Source organism: Variovorax sp. OV084, from assembly GCF_900111625.1.
Taxonomy (GTDB): domain Bacteria; phylum Pseudomonadota; class Gammaproteobacteria; order Burkholderiales; family Burkholderiaceae_C; genus Variovorax.
The window spans coordinates 496,952-520,454 of the sequence record NZ_FOII01000002.1 but is presented as its reverse complement, the minus strand read 5'-3'; the positions used below and the strand labels follow the sequence as shown (position 1 = coordinate 520,454).

24 protein-coding genes are annotated in these 23,503 nt (G+C 66.5%); 6 read left to right on the top strand and 18 right to left on the bottom strand.

Annotated features, from left to right (window positions below):
• Positions 1–81: 81 nt before the first annotated feature.
• Positions 82–702 carry a DUF4337 domain-containing protein gene (locus tag BMW87_RS08775; RefSeq protein WP_093048790.1) on the top strand — a complete coding sequence of 207 codons (621 nt, stop codon included), beginning with the start codon at positions 82–84 and terminating at the stop codon, positions 700–702.
• Here the strand turns inward: BMW87_RS08775 and BMW87_RS08770 are convergent.
• Together BMW87_RS08770 and BMW87_RS08765 are read right to left on the bottom strand one after the other, a co-directional pair.
• A complete protein-coding gene (locus tag BMW87_RS08770) occupies positions 699–1,013 on the bottom strand; it encodes a hypothetical protein (RefSeq protein WP_093075813.1) in 315 nt (104 codons plus the stop codon). The two genes, BMW87_RS08775 and BMW87_RS08770, sit on opposite strands and share 4 nt — an antisense overlap.
• A 320-nt stretch (positions 1,014–1,333) precedes the next feature.
• Positions 1,334–2,770: an aminotransferase-like domain-containing protein gene (locus BMW87_RS08765; RefSeq protein WP_093076075.1), complete on the bottom strand. Its 1,437-nt coding sequence runs from the start codon at positions 2,768–2,770 to the stop codon at positions 1,334–1,336.
• A 164-nt stretch (positions 2,771–2,934) separates the two neighbouring features.
• On the opposite strand from BMW87_RS08765, the gene BMW87_RS08760 reads away from it, so the two are divergent.
• The 4 genes from BMW87_RS08760 (at position 2,935) to BMW87_RS08745 (ending at position 6,515) form a co-directional block, all read left to right on the top strand.
• Complete coding sequence (locus BMW87_RS08760) at positions 2,935–4,134, top strand: pyridoxal phosphate-dependent aminotransferase (protein ID WP_093075812.1); 1,200 nt, start codon at positions 2,935–2,937, stop codon at positions 4,132–4,134.
• A 50-nt stretch (positions 4,135–4,184) separates the two neighbouring features.
• Positions 4,185–4,907: a transporter substrate-binding domain-containing protein gene (locus BMW87_RS08755; RefSeq protein WP_093076073.1), complete on the top strand. Its 723-nt coding sequence runs from the start codon at positions 4,185–4,187 to the stop codon at positions 4,905–4,907.
• An 11-nt stretch (positions 4,908–4,918) separates the two neighbouring features.
• The gene (locus BMW87_RS08750) at positions 4,919–5,803 is read left to right on the top strand and encodes a PhzF family phenazine biosynthesis protein (protein ID WP_093075810.1); all 885 of its coding nucleotides are present in this window, start codon (positions 4,919–4,921) and stop codon (positions 5,801–5,803) included.
• Positions 5,804–5,906: 103 nt separating this feature from the next.
• Positions 5,907–6,515 (top strand): flavin reductase family protein, encoded by a 609-nt coding sequence (locus BMW87_RS08745; protein ID WP_093075809.1) that lies wholly within the window; start codon positions 5,907–5,909, stop codon positions 6,513–6,515.
• Between the two features lie 7 nt (positions 6,516–6,522).
• Here the strand turns inward: BMW87_RS08745 and BMW87_RS08740 are convergent, their stop codons facing one another.
• From BMW87_RS08740 to BMW87_RS08715, 6 genes are all read right to left on the bottom strand, one after another.
• Positions 6,523–7,326: a CPBP family intramembrane glutamic endopeptidase gene (locus BMW87_RS08740; RefSeq protein WP_093075807.1), complete on the bottom strand. Its 804-nt coding sequence runs from the start codon at positions 7,324–7,326 to the stop codon at positions 6,523–6,525.
• A 49-nt stretch (positions 7,327–7,375) separates the two neighbouring features.
• Positions 7,376–8,203: a ChbG/HpnK family deacetylase gene (locus BMW87_RS08735; protein ID WP_093075806.1), complete on the bottom strand. Its 828-nt coding sequence runs from the start codon at positions 8,201–8,203 to the stop codon at positions 7,376–7,378.
• Positions 8,196–9,776 carry an ArnT family glycosyltransferase gene (locus tag BMW87_RS08730; protein WP_093075804.1) on the bottom strand — a complete coding sequence of 527 codons (1,581 nt, stop codon included), beginning with the start codon at positions 9,774–9,776 and terminating at the stop codon, positions 8,196–8,198. The genes BMW87_RS08735 and BMW87_RS08730 overlap by 8 nt, the downstream gene beginning before the upstream one ends.
• Positions 9,773–10,825 (bottom strand): glycosyltransferase family 2 protein, encoded by a 1,053-nt coding sequence (locus tag BMW87_RS08725; RefSeq protein ID WP_093075803.1) that lies wholly within the window; start codon positions 10,823–10,825, stop codon positions 9,773–9,775. Before BMW87_RS08725 ends, BMW87_RS08730 begins: the two co-directional genes overlap by 4 nt.
• Positions 10,822–11,418 (bottom strand): phosphatase PAP2 family protein, encoded by a 597-nt coding sequence (locus BMW87_RS08720; protein ID WP_093075802.1) that lies wholly within the window; start codon positions 11,416–11,418, stop codon positions 10,822–10,824. Before BMW87_RS08720 ends, BMW87_RS08725 begins: the two co-directional genes overlap by 4 nt.
• A gap of 162 nt (positions 11,419–11,580) precedes the next feature.
• The gene (locus BMW87_RS08715) at positions 11,581–12,030 is read right to left on the bottom strand and encodes a hypothetical protein (protein WP_093075800.1); all 450 of its coding nucleotides are present in this window, start codon (positions 12,028–12,030) and stop codon (positions 11,581–11,583) included.
• Between the two features lie 172 nt (positions 12,031–12,202).
• On the opposite strand from BMW87_RS08715, the gene BMW87_RS08710 reads away from it, so the two are divergent.
• Entirely contained in the window at positions 12,203–12,580 is a 378-nt protein-coding gene (locus BMW87_RS08710; protein WP_093048810.1) for a DUF3703 domain-containing protein, read from the top strand.
• 35 nt (positions 12,581–12,615) lie between these two features.
• Here BMW87_RS08710 and BMW87_RS08705 read toward each other — a convergent pair whose 3' ends face one another.
• The 10 genes from BMW87_RS08705 to paaC all read right to left on the bottom strand — a co-directional run bounded on the left by BMW87_RS08705 (position 12,616) and on the right by paaC (position 23,490).
• Positions 12,616–13,176 carry a methyltransferase family protein gene (locus BMW87_RS08705; RefSeq protein ID WP_093076072.1) on the bottom strand — a complete coding sequence of 187 codons (561 nt, stop codon included), beginning with the start codon at positions 13,174–13,176 and terminating at the stop codon, positions 12,616–12,618.
• Positions 13,177–13,205: 29 nt separating this feature from the next.
• Positions 13,206–13,964 carry an SDR family NAD(P)-dependent oxidoreductase gene (locus BMW87_RS08700; RefSeq protein ID WP_093075799.1) on the bottom strand — a complete coding sequence of 253 codons (759 nt, stop codon included), beginning with the start codon at positions 13,962–13,964 and terminating at the stop codon, positions 13,206–13,208.
• On the bottom strand, positions 13,964–16,036 hold the full coding sequence (paaZ, locus tag BMW87_RS08695) for a phenylacetic acid degradation bifunctional protein PaaZ (protein WP_093075797.1): 2,073 nt from the start codon (positions 16,034–16,036) through the stop codon (positions 13,964–13,966). Before paaZ ends, BMW87_RS08700 begins: the two co-directional genes overlap by 1 nt.
• A 42-nt stretch (positions 16,037–16,078) precedes the next feature.
• Positions 16,079–16,810, bottom strand: coding sequence for an ABC transporter ATP-binding protein (locus tag BMW87_RS08690; RefSeq protein ID WP_093048821.1), 732 nt, complete (start codon positions 16,808–16,810; stop codon positions 16,079–16,081).
• On the bottom strand, positions 16,807–18,723 hold the full coding sequence (locus BMW87_RS08685) for a branched-chain amino acid ABC transporter ATP-binding protein/permease (protein ID WP_093075796.1): 1,917 nt from the start codon (positions 18,721–18,723) through the stop codon (positions 16,807–16,809). Before BMW87_RS08685 ends, BMW87_RS08690 begins: the two co-directional genes overlap by 4 nt.
• Entirely contained in the window at positions 18,720–19,748 is a 1,029-nt protein-coding gene (locus BMW87_RS08680; protein ID WP_093075794.1) for a branched-chain amino acid ABC transporter permease, read from the bottom strand. Before BMW87_RS08680 ends, BMW87_RS08685 begins: the two co-directional genes overlap by 4 nt.
• 142 nt (positions 19,749–19,890) lie before the next feature.
• A complete protein-coding gene (locus tag BMW87_RS08675; protein ID WP_093075793.1) occupies positions 19,891–21,039 on the bottom strand; it encodes an ABC transporter substrate-binding protein in 1,149 nt (382 codons plus the stop codon).
• Positions 21,040–21,076: 37 nt separating this feature from the next.
• Positions 21,077–22,162, bottom strand: a complete 1,086-nt coding sequence (gene paaE, locus BMW87_RS08670) for a 1,2-phenylacetyl-CoA epoxidase subunit PaaE (protein ID WP_093075791.1) — start codon at positions 22,160–22,162, stop codon at positions 21,077–21,079.
• Positions 22,163–22,177: 15 nt separating this feature from the next.
• Positions 22,178–22,696 (bottom strand): 1,2-phenylacetyl-CoA epoxidase subunit PaaD, encoded by a 519-nt coding sequence (gene paaD, locus BMW87_RS08665; protein WP_093076070.1) that lies wholly within the window; start codon positions 22,694–22,696, stop codon positions 22,178–22,180.
• 14 nt (positions 22,697–22,710) lie between these two features.
• On the bottom strand, positions 22,711–23,490 hold the full coding sequence (gene paaC, locus BMW87_RS08660) for a 1,2-phenylacetyl-CoA epoxidase subunit PaaC (RefSeq protein ID WP_093075789.1): 780 nt from the start codon (positions 23,488–23,490) through the stop codon (positions 22,711–22,713).
• Between the last annotated feature and the right edge of the window lie 13 nt (positions 23,491–23,503).

Below are 23,503 nucleotides of genomic sequence, written 5' to 3'. Positions count from 1 at the left end.
ACCTGACGGAGCAGGGAGATACCGGCGCGCGACCGTGCATACTCGCGCGCGCCCTAAAAACCATATTTCAGCAAGGATCCCATGTCAGGACACGGCTTTCACGTGCACGGCCCGCACGACCACGAACTGGAACACGCTGCATCAGGCGGCCATGGCGGTGGCCATGACGACGCAGCAGCAGCGCATTCCGGCGGCATGAGCATGACGAGCAAGATCGCGGTGTGCACCGCCGTGATCGCCACCGTCGGCGCGATCTTCTCGTACATGGGCGGGGCCACGCAGGCCAACGCCGGCCTCTACAAGAACAACGCCGCGATCAAGAAGACCGAGGCATCTAACCAGTGGAATTACTTCCAGTCGAAGAGCACCAAGCAGGCACTGGCCGAGTTCGCGCGCGACACCGCGACCGACGACACCCGCAGGCAGGGCTGGCAGGTCAAGGTAGCGCGCTACGAGCAGGAGAAGACCGACATCCAGACCGAGGCGAAGAAGCTGGAGGCGGAGGCGAGCCGGTGGGATGCGCAGTCTGACGAGCAGATGCACCAGCACCATCGGTGGGCCCAGGCGACTACTGTGCTGCAGGTGTCGATTGCGCTGGCTGCCATTGCGCTGCTGACGAAGAAGAAGTGGCTGGAGCGGGCGATGTTCGGTGTGGCGGCTGCGGGGCTTGTGGTGGGTGGGCTGGCGGCGTTTCACATCTAGCGCGCACCGCCTTCACACAAGGCGGCACGCAACGATTGAATTGTGATGTCGGCCGTTTCGATCCGCCGCTGCAATTCCTCATTGACCACCCGGACCAGCGCGCCGAGTTCGGTACGGGTCGGATGAACCTCTTCCGCATCGTTCACCTTCTGCGGAGCGATGAGCTTTTCGAGGCCGGCATATGCACGCTGCATCTCGTGAAGGCTGTCGATGTCATCGCAGGCTTGCAGCGCAAGCGATTCAACGCTGGTGGCTTCAGAAGATTCGGGAAATGAAGAGACTTGCGCGGACGCGCGAGCGGATGCAGCCATGAATGGCCTCCAAGTGATTGCGGTTTGCTGAAACCGACGCACTCAACGCCAATTGAGGGCGGCAGCTCGACGGGTTGGCGTACCGGGCAATCACTTGCGTGAAACCGGCAGGGCGCGAGCCCTCCCGTCGAGCCGCCAAAACTGGAGGCACGAACGACAAAGCCGCAGACCCTGCGGGGTAACTGCGGCTTGCGTCGCAGTGATTGCGCGGGACGCCAATCCCGATCACGCCTGTTTTTGACGTGACGGGCGCAGTATAGCCACGCAGGTCAAGCGCCTACGACCCGCGCATGCGCGATGTGCGCAGCACCAGCCACCGCTCACCGATCAAGCAGCGCCCGCGCAAGCCGCCCCAGCCGCCGTACGCCGGCATCAATCCGCTCGGTCCACGCATGCCCGGCGCTCAGCCGCAGGCAGTTGCGAAAGCGCCGGCTTGCAGAGAACACATCGCCGGGCGCAAAGCAGATGCCATGCTCCAGCGCTTCTTCGAACAGCGCGCGCGAGTCGAACTGCTTGGGAAGCTCAAGCCAGAGCATGAAGCCGCCAGCGGGCCGGCTCACTTTTGTCTCGGCCGGAAAACTGGCCTCTATCGCACGCACCATGCGCGTGAGGTTTTCCTCGAGGATGCGCCGCACCCGGCGCAGATGAATGTCATAGGCGTTGCTCGCCAGGAACTCCGCAACCGTGAGTTGCGGCAAGACCGGGCTGCAAAGACTGAACGCCAGCTTGCGCTCCATCACCTGCTGCGAATAGGCGCCAGGCACGATCCAGCCGACCCGGTATCCCGGCGCAAGGCTCTTCGAGAAGGAGCTGCAGTAGATGACCCTGTTGGCGCTCCGAGCCAGCGCGATGAATGGCTTGGGTCTGTCGCGGCCAAAGTGGATGTCGCCATACACGTCGTCTTCGATCAAGGGGATGGAGTGTTCCGACAGCAGCGCGAGCAGCGACCTCTTGTCTGCTTCAGCCATCGCGGACCCCAATGGATTGTTGAAGCTCGACGAAAGCACGCAGGCCGCTACTGGCTCTTTTCCGAGCAGGCGCGCCAGCGCCGCGATGTCGACGCCACGAGTTGGGTCCGTCGGCAGTTCCAGCGCCTTCAGGCCCAGAACCTCGAGGGTGTGCAGTAGCCCGAAGTAGGTGGGTGATTCGACGGCTATCGTGTCGCCCGGCTTGGCCACGGCGCCGAGTGCGAGCGTCAGCGCCTCGGTGCAGCCGCTGGTGATGAGCACGTCGTCCGGAGAGAGCGCGTGCCCGATGCGCATCGACCGCTTCGCGATCTCGCGGCGCAGGCTGGGTTCGCCGCGCGGCGGGCTGTAGACGTTGTGACGCGAACCGTGCTGGCGCGCCATGCGTGCGAGCGTGAAGTCGAGCCGCTGCGACTGCAGCAAGCCCGCATCGGGCACTGCGCATCCGAGCGGAACGAGCGACATGTTCGAGGCGTGCTCGAGCAAGGTTGCAACAACACCGCTGATCGAAACGGTCGATGCCCTCGCGCGAGGCCGGGAGGTGGAAGGCAGGGCGAATGCTGCATGGCGCGCATTCGAAACGTAGAAGCCCGACTGCGGCCTCGCCACAAGAATCCCCTGGTCCTCGAGCATGCGATATGCCTGCAGTGCAGTCGCAATGCTGATCCGATGCTGCTCGCTGATGGCGCGAACGGACGGAACGCGCATCCCTGGGGAAAGCGCGCCGTTGTCGATCATGTCGACGATGAGGTCGGCCAGCTGTTCGTATCGGTAGGGTGCGTGCACGTCCATGGTTGCGCTCATCGTGAAGACGAGTGCGATTGTCGATTGCATGAGTGCGCTTTGCCAAGCGAACTGTGCTGGTCGAGAAAGCACAAAACTGTGGCTGTTGCGGTTGCCTCCGGCTCGATACGATTCGCCCGTTCCAGTATTGAAAACGGGATCGAGGCGAAAGAATGACAGCTGTTCAAGAGAGTCTTGCCGATGGCCGGCGAGCCAACCTGCGAGAGACAACTCCTTCGGTGTGGCGTGGAAGGTTTCCCTATAACGAGATCATTTCTCTTCTCGATGTGAACCGTCCGTTCAACCTGGCGGAAAGCACGTCGCAGGACCTGAGCCTCGGCGAGTTGCTGGACCTCCCCGGCCTGGAAAACATTCGCGACCTGAAGCTTGGCTATGGAACGTCTGCCGGTGCACTCGCTCTTCGCCAGGAGATCGCGGATGCCTGCAAGGTTTCGGCAGAACACGTCATCACGACGCAAGGCACGGCGCTGGGGCTTTTCCTGCTTGCGTTCGAAGTCTGCCGTTCCGGCGACGAGGCGGTGCTGGCGACACCGTGCTTTCCGCCCAGTCGCGACTGTCTCCTGGGGGCCGGCGTGATCGTACGCGAGGTGAAGCTTTCGTTCGAGAGCGGCTACCGCTTGGACCTGAATCAGATCGAGGCGAATCTGACATCGAAGACAAAGCTGGTGAGCATCGCCTCTCCCCAGAACCCGAGCGGTGTTCGCACCTCTCGCGCCGATGTCGAGAAGCTCCTAGGATTGATGGAGCGCCTGTCTCCGGATGCGCTTCTCTTCATCGACGAGACCTATCGCGAGGCCACTTACGGAGACGACGCGGCGGCCGAGAGCTTCGCAAGTCTCGATCCGCGCATCGTTACCGGTGCATCTGTTTCTAAGGCGCTCGGCGCGCCGGGGCTGCGGACCGGTTGGCTCACGGTTGCGGACGCCGAGCTCAGGTCACGCCTCATGATCGCGAAGATGAACACCGTGATCTCCGGATCGGTTCTCGATGAAACACTCGCTGCTGCGTTGTTGCGCCACAGGGAACGCGTGCTTGCGCCGAGACGCCGGCTTCTTGCTGGCGCCCTGCAGGAACTGTCGGATTGGTGTCAGGGTGAGCAAAGGCGCATCGAGTGGATAAGGCCGGAGGGCGGCGCGCTGTGCTGCCTCAGGCTACGCGCCGATGCGTTCGACGATGCTGCCGTCTCGCGCTTCTGGAACCTGCTGCCTCAGCACGACTTGCAGCTAGCGTCGGGCAAGTGGTTTGGTGAAAGCGACAGGGTGTTCCGGTTGGGCTTCGGGTATCTGCCTCCAGCGCGTCTGGGGGCGGCGTTGGCTGCTCTTTCATCGAGCCTCGATGCCGCTGCAGCGTGAGTGACAGAAAGAAGAGCCGTGTGTTTCTCTTTTGGAAAGTCGAGCAAAGCATGAAAGTACGAATCGCATACATCGAAGAGCCGCCTTTCTACTGGACAGGCCCGGACCGGGCCGCAACCGGAGCAGACATCGAACTGGCCGATGCAGTGCTTCGGGCCATCGGAGTTTCGAGCATCGAGCACCATCTCACCTCCTTCGGGGAACTCTTGCCCGGTGTGCAGGAGGGCCGCTGGGACATGAACGTGCCGATCTTCGTGACGCCCGAACGTGCCAGGCAGGTCACGTTCAGCGAGCCGGTCTGGGCAATCGGCGATGGGTTCCTGGTTCCGCGCGGAAATCCGAAGGCACTGACGGGCTACAAGGCAATAGCGTCAAGTAGCGATGCCCGGCTGGGGGCCGTCGTTAGCACCGTGCAGATCGACTCGGCGAAGTCTTCGGGTGTCGCTGAAGACCGGATCGTGACGTTCAAGGACCAGCCTGACGCAATTGCCGCGCTGCTGGCGGGGAAGATCGACGCATACGTGAGCACCACGGTCGGCAGCCGCGCTCTCGCAGCGACCCACAAGGACGTGGAGGTGGTTGCGAATGAAAACAGCGAGGGCGGACGGCTCCCTGTCGGGGCCTTCTCGTTCAACAAGAAGAATCAGGAGTTTGTGCAGGTGGTGAATAGGGAGCTTCGAGCGTACCTGGGCACGGCCGATCATCGAGCACGGATGGCGAAGTACGGAATCGAGGCGACAGAAATCGATGGCGTAGTCGCGGGCGAGCGATAGGAAGCCGAATCATGAAACGATCCTACAGAGTGGTCGATGTCTTCACCTCCAGGCCTTTCCTGGGTAACCCGGTTGCGGTGGTCCTCGATGCCGAAGGGCTCGATACCGGCGAGATGCAGGCCATAGCGGGCTGGACCAATCTGTCGGAGACGACCTTCGTGCTTCCGCCCTCGTCGGGGGAGGCCGACTATCGATTGCGGATATTCACTCCACGCAGCGAGCTTCCCTTTGCCGGTCATCCCACGCTCGGCAGCGCTCATGCGGTGCTGGAGTCTGGACGTGTCGTGCCGCGCAGCAGTGGGCGATTGGTTCAGGAGTGCAGCATCGGTCTTGTCGAGCTGACAGTTGGGCAAACAGGTGACAACCGCCGCCTGAGCTTCGCGCTGCCACCGGCAAGGTTGGACGCCTTGGGCAAGGCAGATCTGGCAGAGCTGGAGTCGATTCTCGGAAGCAAGTTGAAGATTGAACCGGCCATCGTGAATGTGGGGCCGGTCTGGCTCATCGCACACATGGACGATGCGGGCAGCGTCATCGGCTTGCATCCGGATCTTGCGAAGCTGGCTGATCTCGAACGCCGCCTGGGCGTTACGGGCCTGACAGTGTTCGGACCGCATCAGGCCGGAGATGCCGCAATAGAAGTTCGCACCTTTGCGCCTTCGTGCGGCGTGACGGAAGACCCCGTGTGCGGAAGCGGCAACGGCAGCGTGGCCGCATTCCTGTGGGCGCGAGGCCTGTTGCCCACCGATGGAAAGGACTACCTTGCGACCCAGGGGCGCTGTGTCGGTCGGGATGGACGCATCGAAGTGAACGTGGATGCAGGCGGGCGCATTCGCATCGGCGGTTCTTGCGTCACATGTGTCGAAGGCTCGATAGTGGGATGCGAGCTGGGCGCATGACAGGTACGATTTCGCCGTGACCGGCGCCAATGCGTTGCGCATCCGCCCAGTCACCGTCCGCCGGCTGCCCCGCGGACGAATCCCAACCTGAGCAATCTCGCCCATGATCGCCTCTCACCGCCAGCCTGTTGCACTGAACAAAGCCTATCGCCTGCTGAACCACGGCCCCACCGTGCTAGTGAGCGCTGCACATGGCGGCCAGCGCAACATCATGGCAGCGGCCTGGGCCATGCCGCTGGACTTCGATCCGCCCAAGGTGGCGGTGGTGCTCGACAAGAGTACCTGGACGCGCGAACTGCTCGAAGGCGCCGGCAGCTTCGCGCTGCAGGTGCCGGTGCGTGCTCAGCTCGACCTGACCGAGGCGCTGGGCAACAGCTCTGGCCGCGAGATCGTCGAGAAGTCGGGGCAGGACAAGTTCGCCGCCTATGGGCTGGAGACTTTCACAGGCACGGCCACCGATGCGCCGTTGCTCGAAGGCTGCGCGGCCTGGCTCGAATGCCGGCTGCTGCCCGAGCCCTCGATCCAGCAGCGCTACGACCTGTTCCTTGGCGAGGTGATCGCCGCGCAGGCCGATGAGCGCGTGTTTGCCAACGGTCGCTGGAACTTCACCGGGCACGACGAACTGCGCACCTTGCACCACGTGGCGGGCGGGCACTTCATCGTCGATGGCGATGCGGTCGACGCGCAGCCACTGCCGCCGCTGTCTCGCTAGAGGACGTTCAGGCCGAAGTGCCCCGCGCCGCGCGGGGCACCAGCATCGCCCGCAAGGCCAGCACGCCGCACACGGCTGCCGCCAGTGCCAGCAGCACGGCCCAGAGCAGGCGCGAGGGCGATGCAGCATCCAGCCAGTCGGCCAGCAGCAAGGTGGTGATGTTGTAGGCGGCGTGCAGCGCAATGCACGGAATGAGCGAGCGCGTGCGCTCGTACAGCCACGCGAGCACGGTGCCCATCACGAAGCCGACCACGAACTGGTAGATGTTCATGTGCGCCGCGCCGAAGAACAGCGCCGACATGAAGATTGCCTGCCCCCGCGGATAGCGCTGCAGGAAGCCGCGCAGCACGATGCCGCGGAACAGCATTTCCTCCAGCAGCGGCGCCAGCACGCACACCGCGAGCACGGCGGCGATGCTGCCGTCGGCCATGCGGCTGAACATCGATTCTTCCCAGGCCGACAGCGGAACAACGCGCATCAGCAGGTTGAGCGCGGAAGTAATCGTCAGCAGCAGCGCGGGCACCAGCAGCAGCACCGGCGGCACCACGAGCATGAGCACTGCCCCGGCGGAAGCCGGCGACTGGTGGAACAGCTCGCGGTACGTGAGCTTCTGGGCGTGCATCACCACCGCGAACACGCAGCCGTTGCCCAGCACGGCTGCAAGCACACCGATCTGCATGGTGTTGAGCTCCAGCCATCCGTTGGCGTCGCGCAGCGCTGCGCCAATGACGAACTCGCAGAGGAACAGCGCCACGAACAGGAGGGCGGCTTGCACCGCCGAGGGAAAGGCGGCGCTTTTCGGGGAGGGCATTGGGCGGGGCGCGGAGGGAGGGTGGCGCGGATGTTACGCGACCGGCTTGTCAGCCTCGCTGCAGGTGTTGCGAGAGCGGCGCGAGCGCTATCCCGCTGCTGCCGTCCTGCGCCGCCAGCACCAGTTCGCGCAGCAATGCGTACTCGCGCAACCGGGCAGCGCCGTGCGGGTCGCCCGGCTCGATCCCGGCGGAGGGGTGGCACATGAGCACGTCGCCGGTATTGCATGCCGAGATCCATTCGGACAGGCGCTGCTCGTGTTGCTGCATGTCGCCCGAAAAATCGTAGACGCCCAGCAGGTGGGTGCTCACGGGAATGCCGCGCCGCGCGGCCAGTGCGGCCAACTGCGGGCCACCCAGTGCGTGGATGACCCGGGCCTTCAGCCGCTCGGGGCCCTGGCGCAAGCCCGGCGCCGTGCTGCGGATCCAGGGCGGCGACGCGGCATAGCGCCGCGCGATTTCCTCCACCAGCAGATCGCGTACGACCGGGAACTGGTGCACGTGCCGGTGCCCGTCGACGAAGGCGGGCGCGCGGCCCAAGGCGTCCTCGAAGCGCGTCAGCTGGTCGCGGATGTCGGCCTGCAGCCCCGGTGCGAACACCGTGCGCGTGTACGTCCGTGCGAGCAGCCCCAAGAGCCCGGGCTCGGTGCCACCAGCACGGGCGGGCCGCGTGAGATCCAGATGCAGGCCGGTATCGAACCGCGCCGGGTCGATGCGCCGCAGCATCCTCGTTCCGGTCAGCCAGGCATCGCGTCGCACCATGCAGCTGGCCGCGGAGATTTTTCCCTGCTCGGCCAGGTCGAACACGGCGGAGTTGATGCCCGCGCTCATGCCGAAGTCGTCCGCGCAGATGCAGAGGTAGCGCAAGGCCTCACTCATCGCCGTTCGTTCCGGAGATCGGGGCGGGCGTGGCTTCCAGGCAATGCGGGTCGCTCGTGGCGCTGCCTGCGAAACGCCATACGGCGACGCCGTCGTTCACCGCCACCAGTTGCGCGCGGAAGAGCCAAGGGTGCGTGAGCTGCGCCGTGTTCGAAGCGACGAGCCATGTGGTGCGCGGCAGACACAGCGTGGCCGCGAGTTGCGTGCGGTCGATCAGCGTGCGGGCCGCGCGCTCCGGCTCGAAGCGGCCGGCGTCGGAGATCTCCTTGCGCCAGTTGTCGCGGGTGTCCAGCGCTGCCGCCTTCCAGTCGTCCGACACCAATACCGGCCCGCGCAGGTTCCAGTAGAAGGGAATGTCGTAGTAGTAGCTGTCGAGCATCAGCACCTGGTCGCCGGGCGCCACCGCCTGCCCGGCCGGCAGCCGCAGCCGTGTGCCCGGCGGCGATGAAAGGATCGAAATGGCAACCACGCAGGCGATGCACACGGCGGCGGCCCCCAGCGCCATTGCGCGCACCTTGGGTAGCAGCGTCTCCAGCACGCGGCCGGCGAGCACGCGCTGCGCGATCAGGTACGCCAGCGGCGGCAGGGCAGGCAGCACGTAGCCGACGAGCTTGGAGCGCGGCAGCGAGAAGAACACCACGATGACTGCGAGCCAGATCCACATCAACCAGTCGACATCGCTGAGCCGGGGGCGCGCGGTGCCGTCCTTGCCCCTGGGCACGAACACCCACGCGAACCACGGCAGCGTGAAGCCTGCGAGCACCGGCAGGTAGAACCAGAAGCCATGCTCGTTGTTGAAGCCCGACGAAGCAAAGCGCCGGAAGTGCTGCGTGATGACGAAGTAGTCGAAGAACTCCGGGTACTTCATCTGCATTGCGATGAACCAAGGGCCGGCCACCGCCAGCACTATTGCCCAGCCGGGCAGCCACAGCGCGAGCCGCAGTGTTGCGAGCCTGCGCGTTGCCGCGCACCAGATCGCGATCACCATCGCGGGCAGCACGAGGCCGATCAGGCCCTTGGCCAGCAAGCCGGCCGCGGCGAACAGGTAGGCGCCAGCCAGCAGCGCCTGCCATGGTTCCCCGCGCTCCTTCGCCATTGCGGCGCCGGCCGTCAGAAGCACCGTGGCAGAGATGCAGCCGGCCACCAGCATGTCGAGGTTCGCGAACTGCGCGCCCAGGAAGAAGAAGGGCGTGGTCACCAGCACCACCGTCGACAGCAGCGCCTGCGGCACCGTCGTCCACCGGCGCAGGAAGAAGAACAGCGAAGCCGCCGCTGCGCCACCACCCAGGACGGACGGCAGTCGCGCCGCCCATTCCACCGGCCCGGTCACCGCCATCGCGGCGGCGCCGATCCAGTAGAACAGCGGCGGCTTGTGGAAGAAGGGCAGGCCGTCGAGCCGAGGCACCAGCCAGTCGCCGGAGTGCAGCATCGCGAGCGCGACGCCGCCGTAGCGGCCCTCGTCAGGCGCCATCAGCGGACGGAGCCAGGCGGTGGCCAGCAGCCACGCGAAGAGCGCGGCAATGAGCCACAGCGGCCGGGGCACGGTCCGCCATGCAGAGTCGAATTGCTTCATGGCTTGCCGGTCTCGATCCCCGTGCCGCGCTCTTCGCGCACCACATACAGCGGGCGGCCCTTGACTTCCTCGTAGATGCGCGCGATGTATTCGCCCACGATGCCGGTAGAGATCATCTGGATGCCGATGAAGAACATCAGGCTCACCACGATGGTGGTCCAGCCCGAGACGGCATTGCCGAACAACAGGTGGTCGATTGCCACGAAGGCACCATAGCCGAAGGCCGGCAACGCCAGCAGCAGGCCCACCACGCTGACCATGCGCAGCGGCCAGGTGGTGAAGGCGGTGAGCCCGTCGATGGCCAGGCGCACCAGCCGGCGTGCGTTGAAAGTGCTGCGGCCTTCCGCACGCGGTGCGGGCGTGTAAGGCAGCGCCACTGCGCGAAAGCCTACCCAGGCGTACAGCCCCTTCATGAAGCGGCTGCGCTCCGGAAGGCTCATGAGCGCATCGACCACCTTGCGGTCCATCAGGCGGAAGTCGCCCGCATCCTTGGGCACGGCGAAGCGGTCCGACGAATTGACGAGGCTGTAGAAGAGCCGGCTGCCGATCTGCTTGAAGCGGCTCTCGTCGCTGCGCTCTTCGCGCACCGCATACACCACCTCTGCGCCGGCCACCCACTGCGCGACCATCGTGTGGATGAGTTGCGGCGAATGCTGCAGGTCGCCGTCGAGCAGCACCACCGCATCGCCCGTGGCAGCGGCAAGGCCTGCAGTGAGTGCGGCCTCCTTGCCGAAGTTGCGCGACAGAGAGATGCAGCGAAAGCCCGAGAGCTCGCACCACGCCTCGGCCACCGCGGCGGTGTCGTCGGTGCTGCCGTCGTCCACCACGATGATCTCCCAGCGCATGTGCGTGGCCCAGAGGATGTCTTCGAGCAGTGGCAGCAGGTGCCGCAGGTTGGCCGCCTCGTTGAAGCAGGGGATCACGCAGGAGATGCTGCGCGCTCCGGCCGGCGATGCGAGCGGCGTGGCCGTGCGCGGTGCTGGCGCCTCGGCCTGCTGCAGCCTGGCCGGTGCGCGCGAATGCCTGCTGGCGTTGGTCGGGGAGATCATGGATGCCTCCAGAAAGAAGCGGCCGCTGTCTTGTCGTCGCGCGTGCGGCCAGCGTGCGACGCCGGAAAAGAAATGAGCCGGTGCCCGATCCATTGCGCGGCGGCGAGCAGCCCTGCGATCGCGACCGCGAGCAGCAGGCCGGCTGCGATGTCGAGCGGGAAATGAACGCCCACGTAGACGCGCGCCCATCCGGTGATGGCGGCCAGCAGCAGCAGCGGCACGCTCAGCCTGCGCAGGCTGGGGCGCAGCAGGAAGGCCAGCGCCACCATGAACATCACCGTTGCGTGCGTGCTGGGCAGCGAGCCGCGACCCGCATGCTCGATGTACGAAGGCGCCAGCCCCAGCATGAAGGGCCGCGGAGCGTTGAGCGACAGCGCAATCGCGTGCGAGGCCATCGATGCGAAGCCCGCGAGCGCTGCCACGATGCAAAGGTAGGCCCGGTCGGCGCGATGCCGCCACAGCGCCACAACGAGCACGCCCGCGCACAGCCAGCTGCCCCAGAGCGCGAAGGCCGATGCAACCGACAGCACCCACGGCGTCGGCTGGCTGCCGGCCGTGAGCCATTGAAAGAGTGTGAGGTTCAGCGCATTCATGGCGCCACCTTCTTCGGCAAGCTGGAGAAAACAATGGGCGTGCGACAGCACCCGGTGCGGCGCGCGCACCAGAAAAATCCGGACATGGTCAAACCTTTCGAGAGGGACGCAGGAGCCCGCAGCGCGAAGCAGCGGACCACCAGACGCGCGAGGCGTCGTGTCTCAGATCCCGGAAGGTGGTGCAGCAGTGGGCGGCAGAAGCCGCCAGGGCTGCGAGAGAGGCGGGGCACCGCCGTGCGGCGGCACGTGTTCGGGCGCTTCGCGCACGATGGGTACCACCAGCCGTGCGACAGCCACGGCCAGCGGCAGCACTGCCAGCACCATCGCCATCAGCGTGTTCAGCCCGAGCTTGAAGGCATCGGGGTGGTCGATGCTCGCCGGCGCCTGGGTGAACACCGTGGTCTCGCGGTCGGACGAATGATCCGCACGGTCGTCGGCTTCGAATTGCGTGGTTTCGCTGAGGTTGCGCAAGCGCAGCATCGGCTCGTCTTCCAGCCCGTCGCAGCGGAAATGCACTGCGATGAACGGCTGCAGAAAGATCAGCAGGATGCCGGCAACGCACCACGCCTTGTAGTGCGCCTCAGCAAAACGACGGATGCGTGCGAGCAGCATGCACGAATGCTAGGAGGCTCGTGTGAACAGAACCTGATCGGGCGGGTCAGCATCCCGCAAGGTTGAGGATGACGTGCGTGTGAAAAGGCCTTCGTGGGCTGCTTCATCGACCCCTCGTGCCGCAAGGCTGCTTCTTGACCCTGGAGTGGCTTTGGGGCTTTCAATCGCCTGCATGAATCCAGCTCTTCAGCATCAGGCTTTTGACCGTGAAATGTCATTCGCGCGCGCCGCACTGGCAAACGGCGACACCGCACAAGGGTGGCGTGCGCTCGAACTTGCACACGTCATCGGGCAGTCGCGCTTCCTTCTGCATCTGCGCGTCCATATGGCGATGCTCGGTGTCGCGGTGCGGCACAACGACCTGAAGGAAACGGGCGCACAACTGTTGCGCTTGGCCTTGGTTCCATTGGGTCACATGCTTGGCCGCCTGCCCGCCTTCAACCCCGGCAGTGGCCGCGTGAGTGCGCTATCGCCTGCTGACTGGCCTGGCGAACTCGACCCTCACTCTCTCGAGCGGATCGATCCTTCGGCATCACCACGCCGTTGCTGAACGGCGCTCACGCGGAGACGAGCTTCGGCCGCCCGCTAAAGCAAAAACGGAATAAACCGCCGCGTGCCCCGCATGTAAGCACGGTAGTCATCGCCGAAGTGCGCGATGCACTCCTGCTCGTCGCGCAGCGCCGTCAGAAACAGCAGCACCGTGGCCGCGAGCACCAGCGCCAGCGTGAGCCAGGTGAACTGCTTGAGAAAAGCGCCCCAGGCCAGCAGCATCAGCGCCGTGTACATCGGGTGGCGGATATAGCGGAAGGCGCCGGTGCTGACGATGGCCGAGGTTTTCTCGAAGCCGTACAGCGCGGGGTCGTCGCTGCGCGCCTCGGTCGGCTTGCCCTGCGCCTTGAGCAGTCGCACCGCGTGAATCGGCAGCCAGATCGACAGCACGAAGAAGAGCGACGAGACGATCTGCTTGGGCGAGAACGGATCGTCATGCCACATGGGCAGGTTCACGACGATCAACACCAGCATGCATTCCCATGCGAAGAAGCGGTAGAAACCGTGCGAGCCGGGCTGGCTCAGCGGGCCGCGCGACACGTACAGCAAAGCGGCCGTGCCGGCGACGAAAAGGAAGAGCTGAATCCAGAAGAGCATGGCGGGCGAATTTACACGGCCCGCGGGCATCAGCCCGAAATGGAAAACCCGCCGTCGACGGGAATGGCCGTGCCCGTCACGTAGTCCGACGCGGGGCTCGCGAGGAACACGGCGGTGCCGGCAATGTCGGCCGGCTGGCCCCAGCGGCCGGCGGCGGCGCGGGCCTTCACCCGCTCGTACAGGCCCGGAACCTGGCTGCGCGCGCCATCGGTCAGTTCTGTCTCGAACCAGCCCGGCAGGATCGCGTTGACCTGGATGTTGTCGGCCGCCCACGAGAGCGCCGTCGACTTGGTGAGCTGCACGATGCCGGCCTTGCTCGCGGCATAGGCCGGTGCGTAGGCCGCACCGAAGATCGACATCATCGAGCCGATGTTGATGATCTTGCCGCCGCCCGCGGCTTTCAGGTGCGGGTGCGCGGCGCGGCTGCACAGGAAGGCGCTGGTGAGGTTGGTGTTCATCACCTTGTGCCACTCGTCCAGCGAGAGCTGGTCGACCGGCTTGCGCACGGTGGTGCCGGCGTTGTTGACCAGGATGTCGAGCCGGCCGCAGCGCGCGGCGGCGTCGTCGAACAGCTTCTGCACCGAGGCTTCGTCGCTCACGTCGGCTTCGAGCGCGAAGCTGTCGCTGCCCAGCGCCTTCAGCGCTTCGACGGCAGCGGCCGACTTCTGCGCATTGCGCGCGGCGACGATGACACGCGCGCCGGCCTTGGCAAGGCCCTGCGCCATGCCGAGGCCGATGCCCCCGTTGCCGCCCGTGACGAGCGCGACTTTGCCAGTGAGATCGAACATCAGGTAGAGGCTGGAGTGGAGGTGGTTTCGGGTTTCTTGGAAACGAGCGTCAGGATATCGTAGCTGGCGACCAGCTCGCCGTCCTGGTTCGTCACTTCCACGTTCCATGCCACCACGCCCTGGCCCTGGCCGCTCGCGTCCTTCTTGTTGCGGTCGATCTTGCGCTTGCAGGTCAGGCGCGCCTGGATGGTGTCGCCGATGCCCACGGGCTTGGTAAAGCGCAGCGTGTCGAGGCCGTAGTTGGCCAGCACCGGGCCCGGCGATGGCGACACGAACAGACCGGCCGCGGCCGACAGCACGAAGTACCCGTGCGCAATGCGCTTGCCGAAGGGCGACTGCTTCGCGGCCACCTCGTCGAAGTGCATGTAGAAGTAGTCGCCCGAGATGCCGCCGAAGGCCACGATGTCGGCCTCGCCGACGGTGCGGCGGTGCGTGAGCAGCGAGTCGCCGATGCGCAGGTCTTCGAAGTAGCGGCGGAAGGGGTGCACATCGCTCTCGCGCACGGCCGCGCCGCGCACGTGCTCGCCGGTGATGGCGGCCAGCATGGTGGGCGAGCCCTGCACCGCGGCGCGCTGCAGGTAGTGCTTCACGGCGCGCAGTCCGCCGAGCTCTTCGCCGCCGCCCGCGCGGCCGGGGCCGCCGTGCTTGAGCTGCGGCAGCGGCGAGCCGTGGCCGGTCGACTCGGCCGCGGCCTCGCGGTCGAGCACCAGCAGGCGGCCGTGCCATGCGGCAGCAACCGGGATCGCCTTGGCCGCGATGGCCGGGTCGCGCGTGACCAGCGTGCCCACCAGGCTGCCGCGGCCGCGCGCGGCCAGTGCCAGCGCCTCATCGATGCCGTCGTAGGGCATCAGCGTGCTGACGGGGCCGAAGGCCTCGACGTCGTGCGCAGCGTCGTGTTCGAGCGGCTTGCGGCTCAGCAGCAGCGTGGGCGCGAAGAACGCGCCTTCGCTCACGCCGTCGCCCACCGGCGAGAAGCCGTCGCGCTCGCCGTACACCAGCTCCGCGCCCTTCAGCAGCGTGGCCACGCGTTCGGCCACGTCGGCTTGCTGGTCGCGCGAGGCGAGGGCGCCCATGCGCACTTCTTCGCGTGACGGATCGCCGACGACAGTTTTCGCGAGCCGTGCGCGCAGCCGCTCGGCCACCGCATCGAGATGCTGGCGCGGCACGATCGCGCGGCGGATGGCCGTGCACTTCTGGCCGGCCTTGGTGGTCATCTCGCGCGCCACTTCCTTCACGAAGAGATCGAACTCCTCGTCGTCGGGCGTCACGTCGGGCGCGAGGATCGCGCAGTTCAGCGAGTCGGCCTCGGCGTTGAACGGGATCGACTGGCGCACGATGTTCGGGTGCACGCGCAGCTTGGCAGCGGTATCGGCCGAGCCGGTGAAGGTCACCACGTCGGGGCCTTCGAGCCGGTCGAGCAGGTCGCCCGTGCTGCCGATCACGAGTTGCAGGCTGCCCGCGGGCAGGATGCCCGACTGCACGATGAGGCGCATCAGCGCTTCGGTGAGGTAGCTGGTGGCCGTGGCCGGCTTGCCGATGCAGGGCATGCCCGCGAGGAAGCTGGGCGCGAACTTCTCGAGCAGGCCCCAGATGGGAAAGTTGAACGCGTCGATGTGCACCGCCACACCGCCGCGCGGCACCAGGATGTGCGTACCCGCGAAGCCGCCCTTCTTGCCGAGCGGGAAGGCCGGGCCTTCGTGCACGAGGTTGCCCGAGGGCAGCTCGTTGGTGCCGATGCCGGCGTAAGCGCTCAGCGTGCCCGCACCGCCCTCGATGTCGATCCAGCTGTCGGCGCGCGTCGCACCCGTGTGGGCCGAGACGGCGTAGAGCGTTTCCTTGTTCGCGGCCAGGTACTTGGCCAATGCCTTCAGGCGTTCGGCTCGCTGCTGGAAGTCGAGCGCCATCAGCGCGGGAATGCCGGTGCGGCGCGCGTACTGCAGCGCCTCGGCGAAGTCGATGGCCTCGGCGTGCGTGCTCGCCACGGGCTGGCCGTTGACGGCACTGCGCAGTTGCTGCGCGGCCTGCTGGCCGATCCAGCGGCCGGCGATGTAGCTTTGGAGGGTGGTGGTCATGGTGCGTGTCCTTTGGTCAATGGCGCCGGGTCGAAGACTGGGTCAGTCCTTCTTGCCGATGCCCAGGTAGGTGTCGATGATTCGTTGGTCGTGCAGCAGGTCGCGCGCCTTGCCTTCGAGCGCCACGGCGCCCATTTCGAGCACATAGGCGCGGTCGGCCACCTGCAGCGCGGCGCGCGCGTTCTGCTCCACCAGCAGCACCGACACGCCATGGCTGCGCAGTTGCGACACCACGCGCAGCACTTCGCGCACCACCAGCGGTGCAAGGCCGAGCGAGGGTTCGTCGAGCATCAGCAGGCGGGGCCGCGCCATCAGCGCGCGGCCGATGGCCAGCATCTGGCGTTCGCCGCCCGAGAGCGTCGATGCCATCTGCGGACGGCGTTCGCGCAGGCGCGGGAAGATCTCGAAGATCTCGTCCATGCGCGCACGCTGGTCGCGCTTGCCCTTGCGCCACTGGTAGAAGCCGCCGAGCAGCAGGTTGTCTTCGACCGACATCTCGCCGAACAGCTCGCGCCGCTCGGGCACCAGCGCCACGCCGCGCGCCACCATCGTTTCGACGCCGGGGCGGGCGATGCGCTCGCCGCCCAGCGAGAGCCGGCCGGTGGACTGCAGCAGGCCCATGGCAGCGCACAGCAGCGTGGTCTTGCCGGCGCCGTTGGGGCCGATCACGGTGACGATCTCGCCTTCGTTCACCTGCAGGCGTACGCTGTGCACCGCCTCCACGGTGCGGTAGGCAACGCAAAAGTCCTCGAGTTGAAGCAGAGGGTGGCTCATCGTGCGTCTTCCAGCAGTTCGTCGTCGGCGCCGCCGAGGTAAGCCTCGAGCACGCGCGGGTTGGCCTGCACTTCGGCGGGCGTGCCGGTGGCGATGACGGTGCCGAATTCGAGCACCGTGATGCGGTCGGCGAGATTCATCACGAACTCCATGTCGTGCTCCACCACGAGGATGCCGAGGCCCTCGGCGCGCAACTGGCTCAGCAGCACAGAGAGGGCTCGCTTTTCAAGATGGCGCAGGCCGGCCGCGGGTTCGTCGAGCAGCAGCACCGAAGGCTGGCCAGCGAGTGCGCGGGCGATTTCCACCACGCGCTGCTGTCCCAAGGAAAGCGATGCGGCGGGCGTGTCGGCATGTGGGCCTAGGCCGCAGCGTTCGATCTGCTTGCGGGCTTCGGCCATCAGCGCGGCTTCTTCGGCGCGGTCCAGCCGCAGCATCGCCGCGAGCCAGCCGCGCTTTGCGCGCAGGTGGGCGCCGAGCGCGACGTTCTCGACCACGCTGCGCTGGCCGAGCAGGCGCACGTGCTGGAAGGTGCGGCCCAGGCCCAGTGCGGCAAAGGCGCGCGACGGCTTCGTTGCCATCGACTGGCCCGCGAGCTTCACCTCGCCCGAGGTGGGATCGTCCACGCCCGAGATCATGTTGAAGAAAGTGCTCTTGCCAGCGCCGTTCGGGCCGATCAGCGCGTGGATCTCGCCGGCTTTCAGCGTCATCGAGATCGAGTTGTTGGCGACGAGACCGCCGAAACGCTTGCTCACGTCGCTGGCTTGCAGCAGCAGTTCACCACTGGGTGGCAGGGCGCGTTGTGCGAGCTGCACGGTAGAGGGAGTCTTGGCGAGCGCTGCTGCTGCGGCGGCCTTGCCCGCCGAGTCATCGCGCACCCAGCGGCGCACGATGCGCGCCAGCGTGGGCCACAGGCCATCGGAGAAGCGCTGCAGCACGAAGAGCATCAGCAGACCGAACACGATCACTTCGAAATTGCCGCTGCTGCCGAGCAGCGCGGGCAGGATGTCCTGCAGCTTTTCCTTCAGCAGCGTGATCAGCGTTGCGCCCAGCACCGCGCCCCACAGATGGCCCGCGCCACCGACCACCGCCATGAACAGCAACTCGATGCCGATGTTCAGGTTGAAGGGCGTCGGGTTCACGAAGCGCTGCAGATGCGCGTAGAGCCAGCCCGACACCGCCGCGAGCAGCGCGGCCAGCACGAAGAGCTTGATGCGGTGGCGTGCCGTGTCCACACCCATCGACTCGGCCATGAGCCGCCCGCCCTTGAGCGCGCGGATGGCGCGGCCTTCGCGCGAATCGAGCAGGTTGTGCAGTGCCCACAGCGCCAGCAGCAGCGCCGCCCAGATCACCACGCCCAGCATGCGCGGCGTGGCCAGCGACACGCCGGCCACCACCAGCGGCGGCACGCCGGTGATGCCGGTCTGCCCGCCCAGGAAGTCCATGTTGCCCAGCAGGTAGTACAGGCTCAGGCCCCAGGCGATGGTGCACAGCGGCAGGTAGTGGCCTTGCAGCTTGAGCGTGACCGAACCCAGCGCCCATGCGAGTGCGAAGGTGAACACCAGCCCGAGCAGCAGGCCCGCCCATGGCAGCAGCGCCGGGCTGACCGCGCCGCCCAGCCACGCGGCGGCGGTGGGCGACGTGCAGATCCACGCCGTGGCATACGCGCCCATGCCCACGAAGGCGGCTTGCCCGAAAGAGGTCATGCCGCCCACGCCGGTCAGCATGACCAGCCCGGCCGCGACCAGCGCATACAGGCCGATGTTGCTGAGCACCGAGACGGTGAATTCGGGCAGGAAGCCCCAGGCCAATGCCAGCAGCACCACGCACACCAGCGTGAGCTGGCGCGGCGTGACCAGCGGCTTGCCTTCGGGTTGTGCGGGCACGGCAATGTTGTTCGAAGAAGACGCGCTCATTCTTCGTCCTCCACATGATGGCTGTTGAGCGAACGCCACCACAGCACGGGAATGATCAGGGTGAAGACCAGCACTTCCTTGAACGGGCTGGCCCAGAAAGAGGCAAACGATTCGAGCTGGCCGACCAGCAGCGCGCCGGCCAGTGCCAGCGGATAGCTCGCGAGCCCGCCGACGATGGCGGCGACGAAGCCCTTCAGGCCTATGAGGAAGCCGGTGTCGTAATACACCGTGGTGATCGGCGCGATCAGCAGGCCCGAGATGGCGCCGATGAGCGCCGCGAGCGCAAAGCTCAGGTCGCCCGACAGCTCGGTCGGAATGCCTGACAGCCGTGCACCTACGCGGTTGATGGCGGTTGCGCGCAGCGCCTTGCCCACCATCGAGCGGCCGAAGAACAGGAACATGGCAATCACCAGCAGCAGCGTGACGCCAACCACTACCAGCGATTGCCCGCTGACCGGAATGCCGCCGATGTCGAAGCGCGCTTCTGAGAACGGCGTGGTGCGCGAACCCTCGGCGCCGAAGAACAGCAGGCCCAGGCCGACCAGCACGCCGTGCAGCGCGACCGAGACGATCAGCAGCATCAGCACGTTGGCATCCGCCAGCGGCCGGTAGGCCAGGCGATAGAGCAGCGGGCCGAGCGGCATGATGAGCAGCAGCGTGGCGAGCGTCTGGCCCGCCATCGAGGTCGGCTTGAGCAGCAGCACCAGCGCGGCCGCGGCCGCCGGCAGCACCACGCACCAAGCGAGCGCGGAGGCCCAGTCGACCACCGCGCCGCGCTTCCAGCGCCAGAACTCCACCAGCAGCACCGCGACAGCCAGCACCAGCAGAAGCCACAGCGTGGCCGGCACGCGGCCGGCCTGCAGCATCGCCATGGAGAGCGCCCCGAAGGCGACGAACTCGCCCTGGGGAATGAAGATGACGCGCGTGACTGAAAACACCAGCACCAGCGCGAGCGCCATCAAACCGTAGACGGCACCGTTGACGATGCCGTCCTGCCCCAGCAAAAGGGCGATCTGCGAATCCATATAACAACAGCCTTCGGGCGGCGCCCGTTAGTCAGATCGGGAACACCGAGGAACCGGCTTTGCCGGGCCTCCGGTGTTGCCCCCGGTAGGGGGTAGGAGAAGCGACACGAAGTGCGCGAAGCCTGGGGGCGAGCCCAGTTGATCAGGGCTGGTATTTCCAGGCGCCGTTTTCGATCTTCACCATCACGCGGGCGCGTTGGTCCAGGCCCAGGTGGTCCTTCTCGGTCATGTTGAAAACGCCATGCGCGCCGGACACTTCCTTGGTCTGCTCCAGCGCGTCGCGCAGTGCGGCGCGGAACTCGGGCGTGCCCGGCTGTGCCTTCTTCAGCGCGACCGGCACGGCCGAGCTCATCAGCAGGCCGGCGTCCCAGGCGTGCGCGCCGAAGGTCGACACCGTGCCCTTGCCGTAGGCGGCTTCGTAGGCTGTCACATAGGTCATGGCCGACTTCTTCACCGGGTTGCTGGCGGGCAGCTGGTCGGCCACGAGCACCGGGCCGGCCGGCAGGAAGGTGCCTTCCACGTCCTTGCCGCCGACGCGCAGGAAGTCGGCGTTCGCCACGCCGTGCGTCTGGTACATCTTGCCGGTGTAGCCGCGCTCCTTGAGCGCCTTCTGCGGCAGCGCGGCCGGAGTGCCCGCACCCGCGACCAGCACGGCGTCAGCCTTGGAGGCCATCATCTTCAGGACCTGGCCCGTCACCGAGGTGTCGGTGCGCGCATAGCGTTCGTTGGCGACCACGGTGATCTTCTTCAGCGCGGCGGCCTTGGCGAATTCTTCAGACCAGCCTTCGCCGTAGGCGTCGGCAAAGCCGATGAAGGCGACGGTCTTCACGCCGTTGGAGGCCATGTGCTCGGCAATGGCGAGCGACATCATGATGTCGTTCTGCGGCGTCTTGAACACCCAGCGCTTCTTGGCGTCCACCGGCTCGACGATGCGGGCCGAGGCGGCCACCGAGATCATCGGCACCTTGGCCTCGCTGACCACGTCGATCATGGCGAGCGAGGTGGGCGTGGTGGAAGAACCCAGCACGATGTCGACCTTGTTCTCGGTGATGAGCTTGCGCGTGTTGGCCACGGCTGCGGTGGTGTCCGATGCGTCGTCGAGCACGATGTAGTTGATCTTCTGGCCCCCGAGAGTCTTGGGCATCAGCGAGATGGTGTTCTTCTCGGGGATGCCGAGCGAGGCGGCTGGGCCGGTGGCCGAGACCGTCACGCCGACAGTGACGTCGGCCCACGATGCGGCGGCGGTGGCGCACAGCGCGGCGATCAGCAGGGGCTTGAAGAAGAATTTCATTTGGTCTTGTCTCCGGGTTGAAAAAAACGTTGAAGTGCTAGCGCTCGTCGAATGAGAGCGTTACTCGTTCGGTCAGGGGGTGGGCCTGGCAGGTCAGGATGAATCCCGCGGCTACTTCATTCTTGTCGAGCGCGAAGTTTCTTTCCATGCGGACTTCCCCGTCAACGCACTTTGCGCGGCAGGTGCCGCACACGCCCGAGGTGCAAGAGAAGGGCACTTCAAGGCCCGCGGCCGATGCCGCGTCGAGGATGCTGGGCTGCCCTTCGGTGTAGGTGATCTCGCGCTGCAGGCCGTCGCGCACGATGACGATGCGCGCCTGCTTGGCGTCTCCGGGCTGCGCCTCGTGCACCACCGCGCCCACCTGGGTGGCCGAGGGCAGGGCGACGCCGAAGCGTTCGATGTGGATGCGGTCTTCGGGCACACCGGCTGCCAGCAGCGCGGCCTCGGCTTCGTCGTTCATCTGGAACGGGCCGCACACGTACACGTGGTCGATCTGCGCTGCAGGCACCACGCTCTTGAGAAACTCGCCGATCTTCTCGCGGTTCATCACGCCGAAGCCCAGCGGCGAATCGGTGTGCTCGTCGGAGAACACATGCTGCAGCACGAGGCGCGTCATGTAGCGGTTCTTCAGGTCCTCGATTTCTTCCTTGAACATCGTGGACTGGAGCTGGCGGTTGCCGTAGATCAGCGTGAAGCGGCTCGCGGGCTCGCGCGCCAGCACCGTCTTCATGATCGACAGGATGGGCGTGATGCCGCTGCCGCCTGCAATGCCCACGTGATGGCGAGCCGAAGCCGGCTCGATGGGCACGAAGAAGCGGCCTTGCGGCGCCATCACCTGCAGGGTGTCGCCGGGCTGCAGGCTGGCGTTGATCCAGTTGGAGAACACGCCGCCGCGCACCTTGCGCACGCCGACGCGCAGCTCGCCGTCGTCGAGGCCGGCGCAGATCGAATAGGAACGGCGCAGGTCCTGGCCGTCGATGTCGTGGCGCAGGGTGAGGTACTGGCCCTGCGTGAAGCCGAAGACTTGCCGCAGGTCGCCCGGCACTTCGAACGAGACGATGACGGCCTCGGCCGTATCGGGCTCGATGGCCTTCACGCGCAAGGGGTGGAAGAGGGTGCTCATCGCTTGGGGCGCTTTTTAGATTGGCTTGAAATGTTCGAAAGGCTCGCGGCAGGCCATGCAGCGATAGAGCGCCTTGCAGGCGGTCGAGCCGAAGGCCGAAAGGCGCTCGGTACGCTCGCTCGCGCAGCGCGGGCAGGCGATGCGTTCGCCTGCGATGCGGCCGAAGAGCTTGATCGGCATTGCGGTGTTGGCCGCGGCTTCGGGTGTGAGGTGGGCCGGTGGCGCGATGCCGTAGGCCTTGAGCTTGGCGCGGCCTTCGTCGCTGATCCAGTCGCTGCTCCAGGCGGGGGCGCGGCGCAGGGTGGCGCGGGCGCGGCCGAGGCCGGCCTGCTCGATTGCGGCCAGCACGTCGTGCTCGATGGCTTCGGTCGCGGGGCAGCCGGAGTACGTTGGCGTGAGCACGATCTCCAGGCCGTCGTCGTGCTCGATCACATCGCGCACGATGCCGAGGTCGCAGACCGACACGGCCGGCACCTCGGGGTCGAGCACGGTGTGCAGCACGGCCCACGCGGCATCGACGCGCGAGGCTGCCATGAGGTCGGCCGTGGTCACCACACGCCCCCGGGGTAGCTGCGCTGCAGGTGCTGCATCTCCGCGAGGATGTAGCCCATGTGCTCGCTGTGCACGCCGCGCTTGCCGTTGCTGCGGAAGGCAGCTTCCTTGGGCATGGCGAGGCCGGCCGCGTCGAGCACCTGCTGCATCTCGGCCAGCCAGGGTTCGCGCAGCTCGCTCCACGCCGGGCCGAGGCCGCTGGCGCTGGCTTCGGCATCCACCGCATCGCTTTCGAACAGCTCGGGCATGTAGAGCCACAGCTGCTTCAGCGCTTTTTCAGTGCGTTGGCGCGATTCGTCGGTGCCGTCGCCCAGGCGCACCACCCAGTCGCCCGAGTGCTGCTGGTGGTAGCGCGCTTCCTTCACGGCCTTGCCGGCGATGGCGGCCACTTCGGCGTCGTTCGACGCGGCGAGGCGCTGCCACAGCAGCTTGAGCAGCGTCGAAACCATCGTGTTGCGCACGACGGCAAAGGCGAAGTCGCCGCGCGGCAGTTCGGCGATGGTGAGGTTGAAGTAGTCGCGCTCGTCGCGCAGGTAGGCCAGCTGGTCTTCGTCGTGCTCGCGGCCGGCTCCTTCGAGTTTGCCGGTGTGCGTGAGCAGCGCGCGCGCCTGGCCGACGAGGTCGAGCGCGATGTTGGCCATCGCGATGTCTTCCTCCAGCACGGGCGCGTGGCCGCACCATTCGCCCAGGCGCTGCGCGAGCACGAGGCATGTGTCGCCGATGCGCAGCAGGTACTGCACGGCGGGTGTACGGTTCAGTTCGATCGATGCTTGCATGGTCCTGGCCTTG

Excerpts from the sequence above, each read along its gene's own strand:
- BMW87_RS08775 (WP_093048790.1), top strand. The coding sequence starts at position 82 with ATGTCAGGACACGGCTTTCACGTGCACGGCCCGCACGACCACGAACTG.
- BMW87_RS08770 (WP_093075813.1), bottom strand. The coding sequence starts at position 1,013 with ATGGCTGCATCCGCTCGCGCGTCCGCGCAAGTCTCTTCATTTCCCGAA.
- BMW87_RS08765 (WP_093076075.1), bottom strand. The coding sequence starts at position 2,770 with ATGGACGTGCACGCACCCTACCGATACGAACAGCTGGCCGACCTCATC.
- BMW87_RS08760 (WP_093075812.1), top strand. The coding sequence starts at position 2,935 with ATGACAGCTGTTCAAGAGAGTCTTGCCGATGGCCGGCGAGCCAACCTG.
- BMW87_RS08755 (WP_093076073.1), top strand. The coding sequence starts at position 4,185 with ATGAAAGTACGAATCGCATACATCGAAGAGCCGCCTTTCTACTGGACA.
- BMW87_RS08750 (WP_093075810.1), top strand. The coding sequence starts at position 4,919 with ATGAAACGATCCTACAGAGTGGTCGATGTCTTCACCTCCAGGCCTTTC.
- BMW87_RS08745 (WP_093075809.1), top strand. The coding sequence starts at position 5,907 with ATGATCGCCTCTCACCGCCAGCCTGTTGCACTGAACAAAGCCTATCGC.
- BMW87_RS08740 (WP_093075807.1), bottom strand. The coding sequence starts at position 7,326 with ATGCCCTCCCCGAAAAGCGCCGCCTTTCCCTCGGCGGTGCAAGCCGCC.
- BMW87_RS08735 (WP_093075806.1), bottom strand. The coding sequence starts at position 8,203 with ATGAGTGAGGCCTTGCGCTACCTCTGCATCTGCGCGGACGACTTCGGC.
- BMW87_RS08730 (WP_093075804.1), bottom strand. The coding sequence starts at position 9,776 with ATGAAGCAATTCGACTCTGCATGGCGGACCGTGCCCCGGCCGCTGTGG.
- BMW87_RS08725 (WP_093075803.1), bottom strand. The coding sequence starts at position 10,825 with ATGATCTCCCCGACCAACGCCAGCAGGCATTCGCGCGCACCGGCCAGG.
- BMW87_RS08720 (WP_093075802.1), bottom strand. The coding sequence starts at position 11,418 with ATGAATGCGCTGAACCTCACACTCTTTCAATGGCTCACGGCCGGCAGC.
- BMW87_RS08715 (WP_093075800.1), bottom strand. The coding sequence starts at position 12,030 with ATGCTGCTCGCACGCATCCGTCGTTTTGCTGAGGCGCACTACAAGGCG.
- BMW87_RS08710 (WP_093048810.1), top strand. The coding sequence starts at position 12,203 with ATGAATCCAGCTCTTCAGCATCAGGCTTTTGACCGTGAAATGTCATTC.
- BMW87_RS08705 (WP_093076072.1), bottom strand. The coding sequence starts at position 13,176 with ATGCTCTTCTGGATTCAGCTCTTCCTTTTCGTCGCCGGCACGGCCGCT.
- BMW87_RS08700 (WP_093075799.1), bottom strand. The coding sequence starts at position 13,964 with ATGTTCGATCTCACTGGCAAAGTCGCGCTCGTCACGGGCGGCAACGGG.
- paaZ (WP_093075797.1), bottom strand. The coding sequence starts at position 16,036 with ATGACCACCACCCTCCAAAGCTACATCGCCGGCCGCTGGATCGGCCAG.
- BMW87_RS08690 (WP_093048821.1), bottom strand. The coding sequence starts at position 16,810 with ATGAGCCACCCTCTGCTTCAACTCGAGGACTTTTGCGTTGCCTACCGC.
- BMW87_RS08685 (WP_093075796.1), bottom strand. The coding sequence starts at position 18,723 with ATGAGCGCGTCTTCTTCGAACAACATTGCCGTGCCCGCACAACCCGAA.
- BMW87_RS08680 (WP_093075794.1), bottom strand. The coding sequence starts at position 19,748 with ATGGATTCGCAGATCGCCCTTTTGCTGGGGCAGGACGGCATCGTCAAC.
- BMW87_RS08675 (WP_093075793.1), bottom strand. The coding sequence starts at position 21,039 with ATGAAATTCTTCTTCAAGCCCCTGCTGATCGCCGCGCTGTGCGCCACC.
- paaE (WP_093075791.1), bottom strand. The coding sequence starts at position 22,162 with ATGAGCACCCTCTTCCACCCCTTGCGCGTGAAGGCCATCGAGCCCGAT.
- paaD (WP_093076070.1), bottom strand. The coding sequence starts at position 22,696 with ATGGCAGCCTCGCGCGTCGATGCCGCGTGGGCCGTGCTGCACACCGTG.
- paaC (WP_093075789.1), bottom strand. The coding sequence starts at position 23,490 with ATGCAAGCATCGATCGAACTGAACCGTACACCCGCCGTGCAGTACCTG.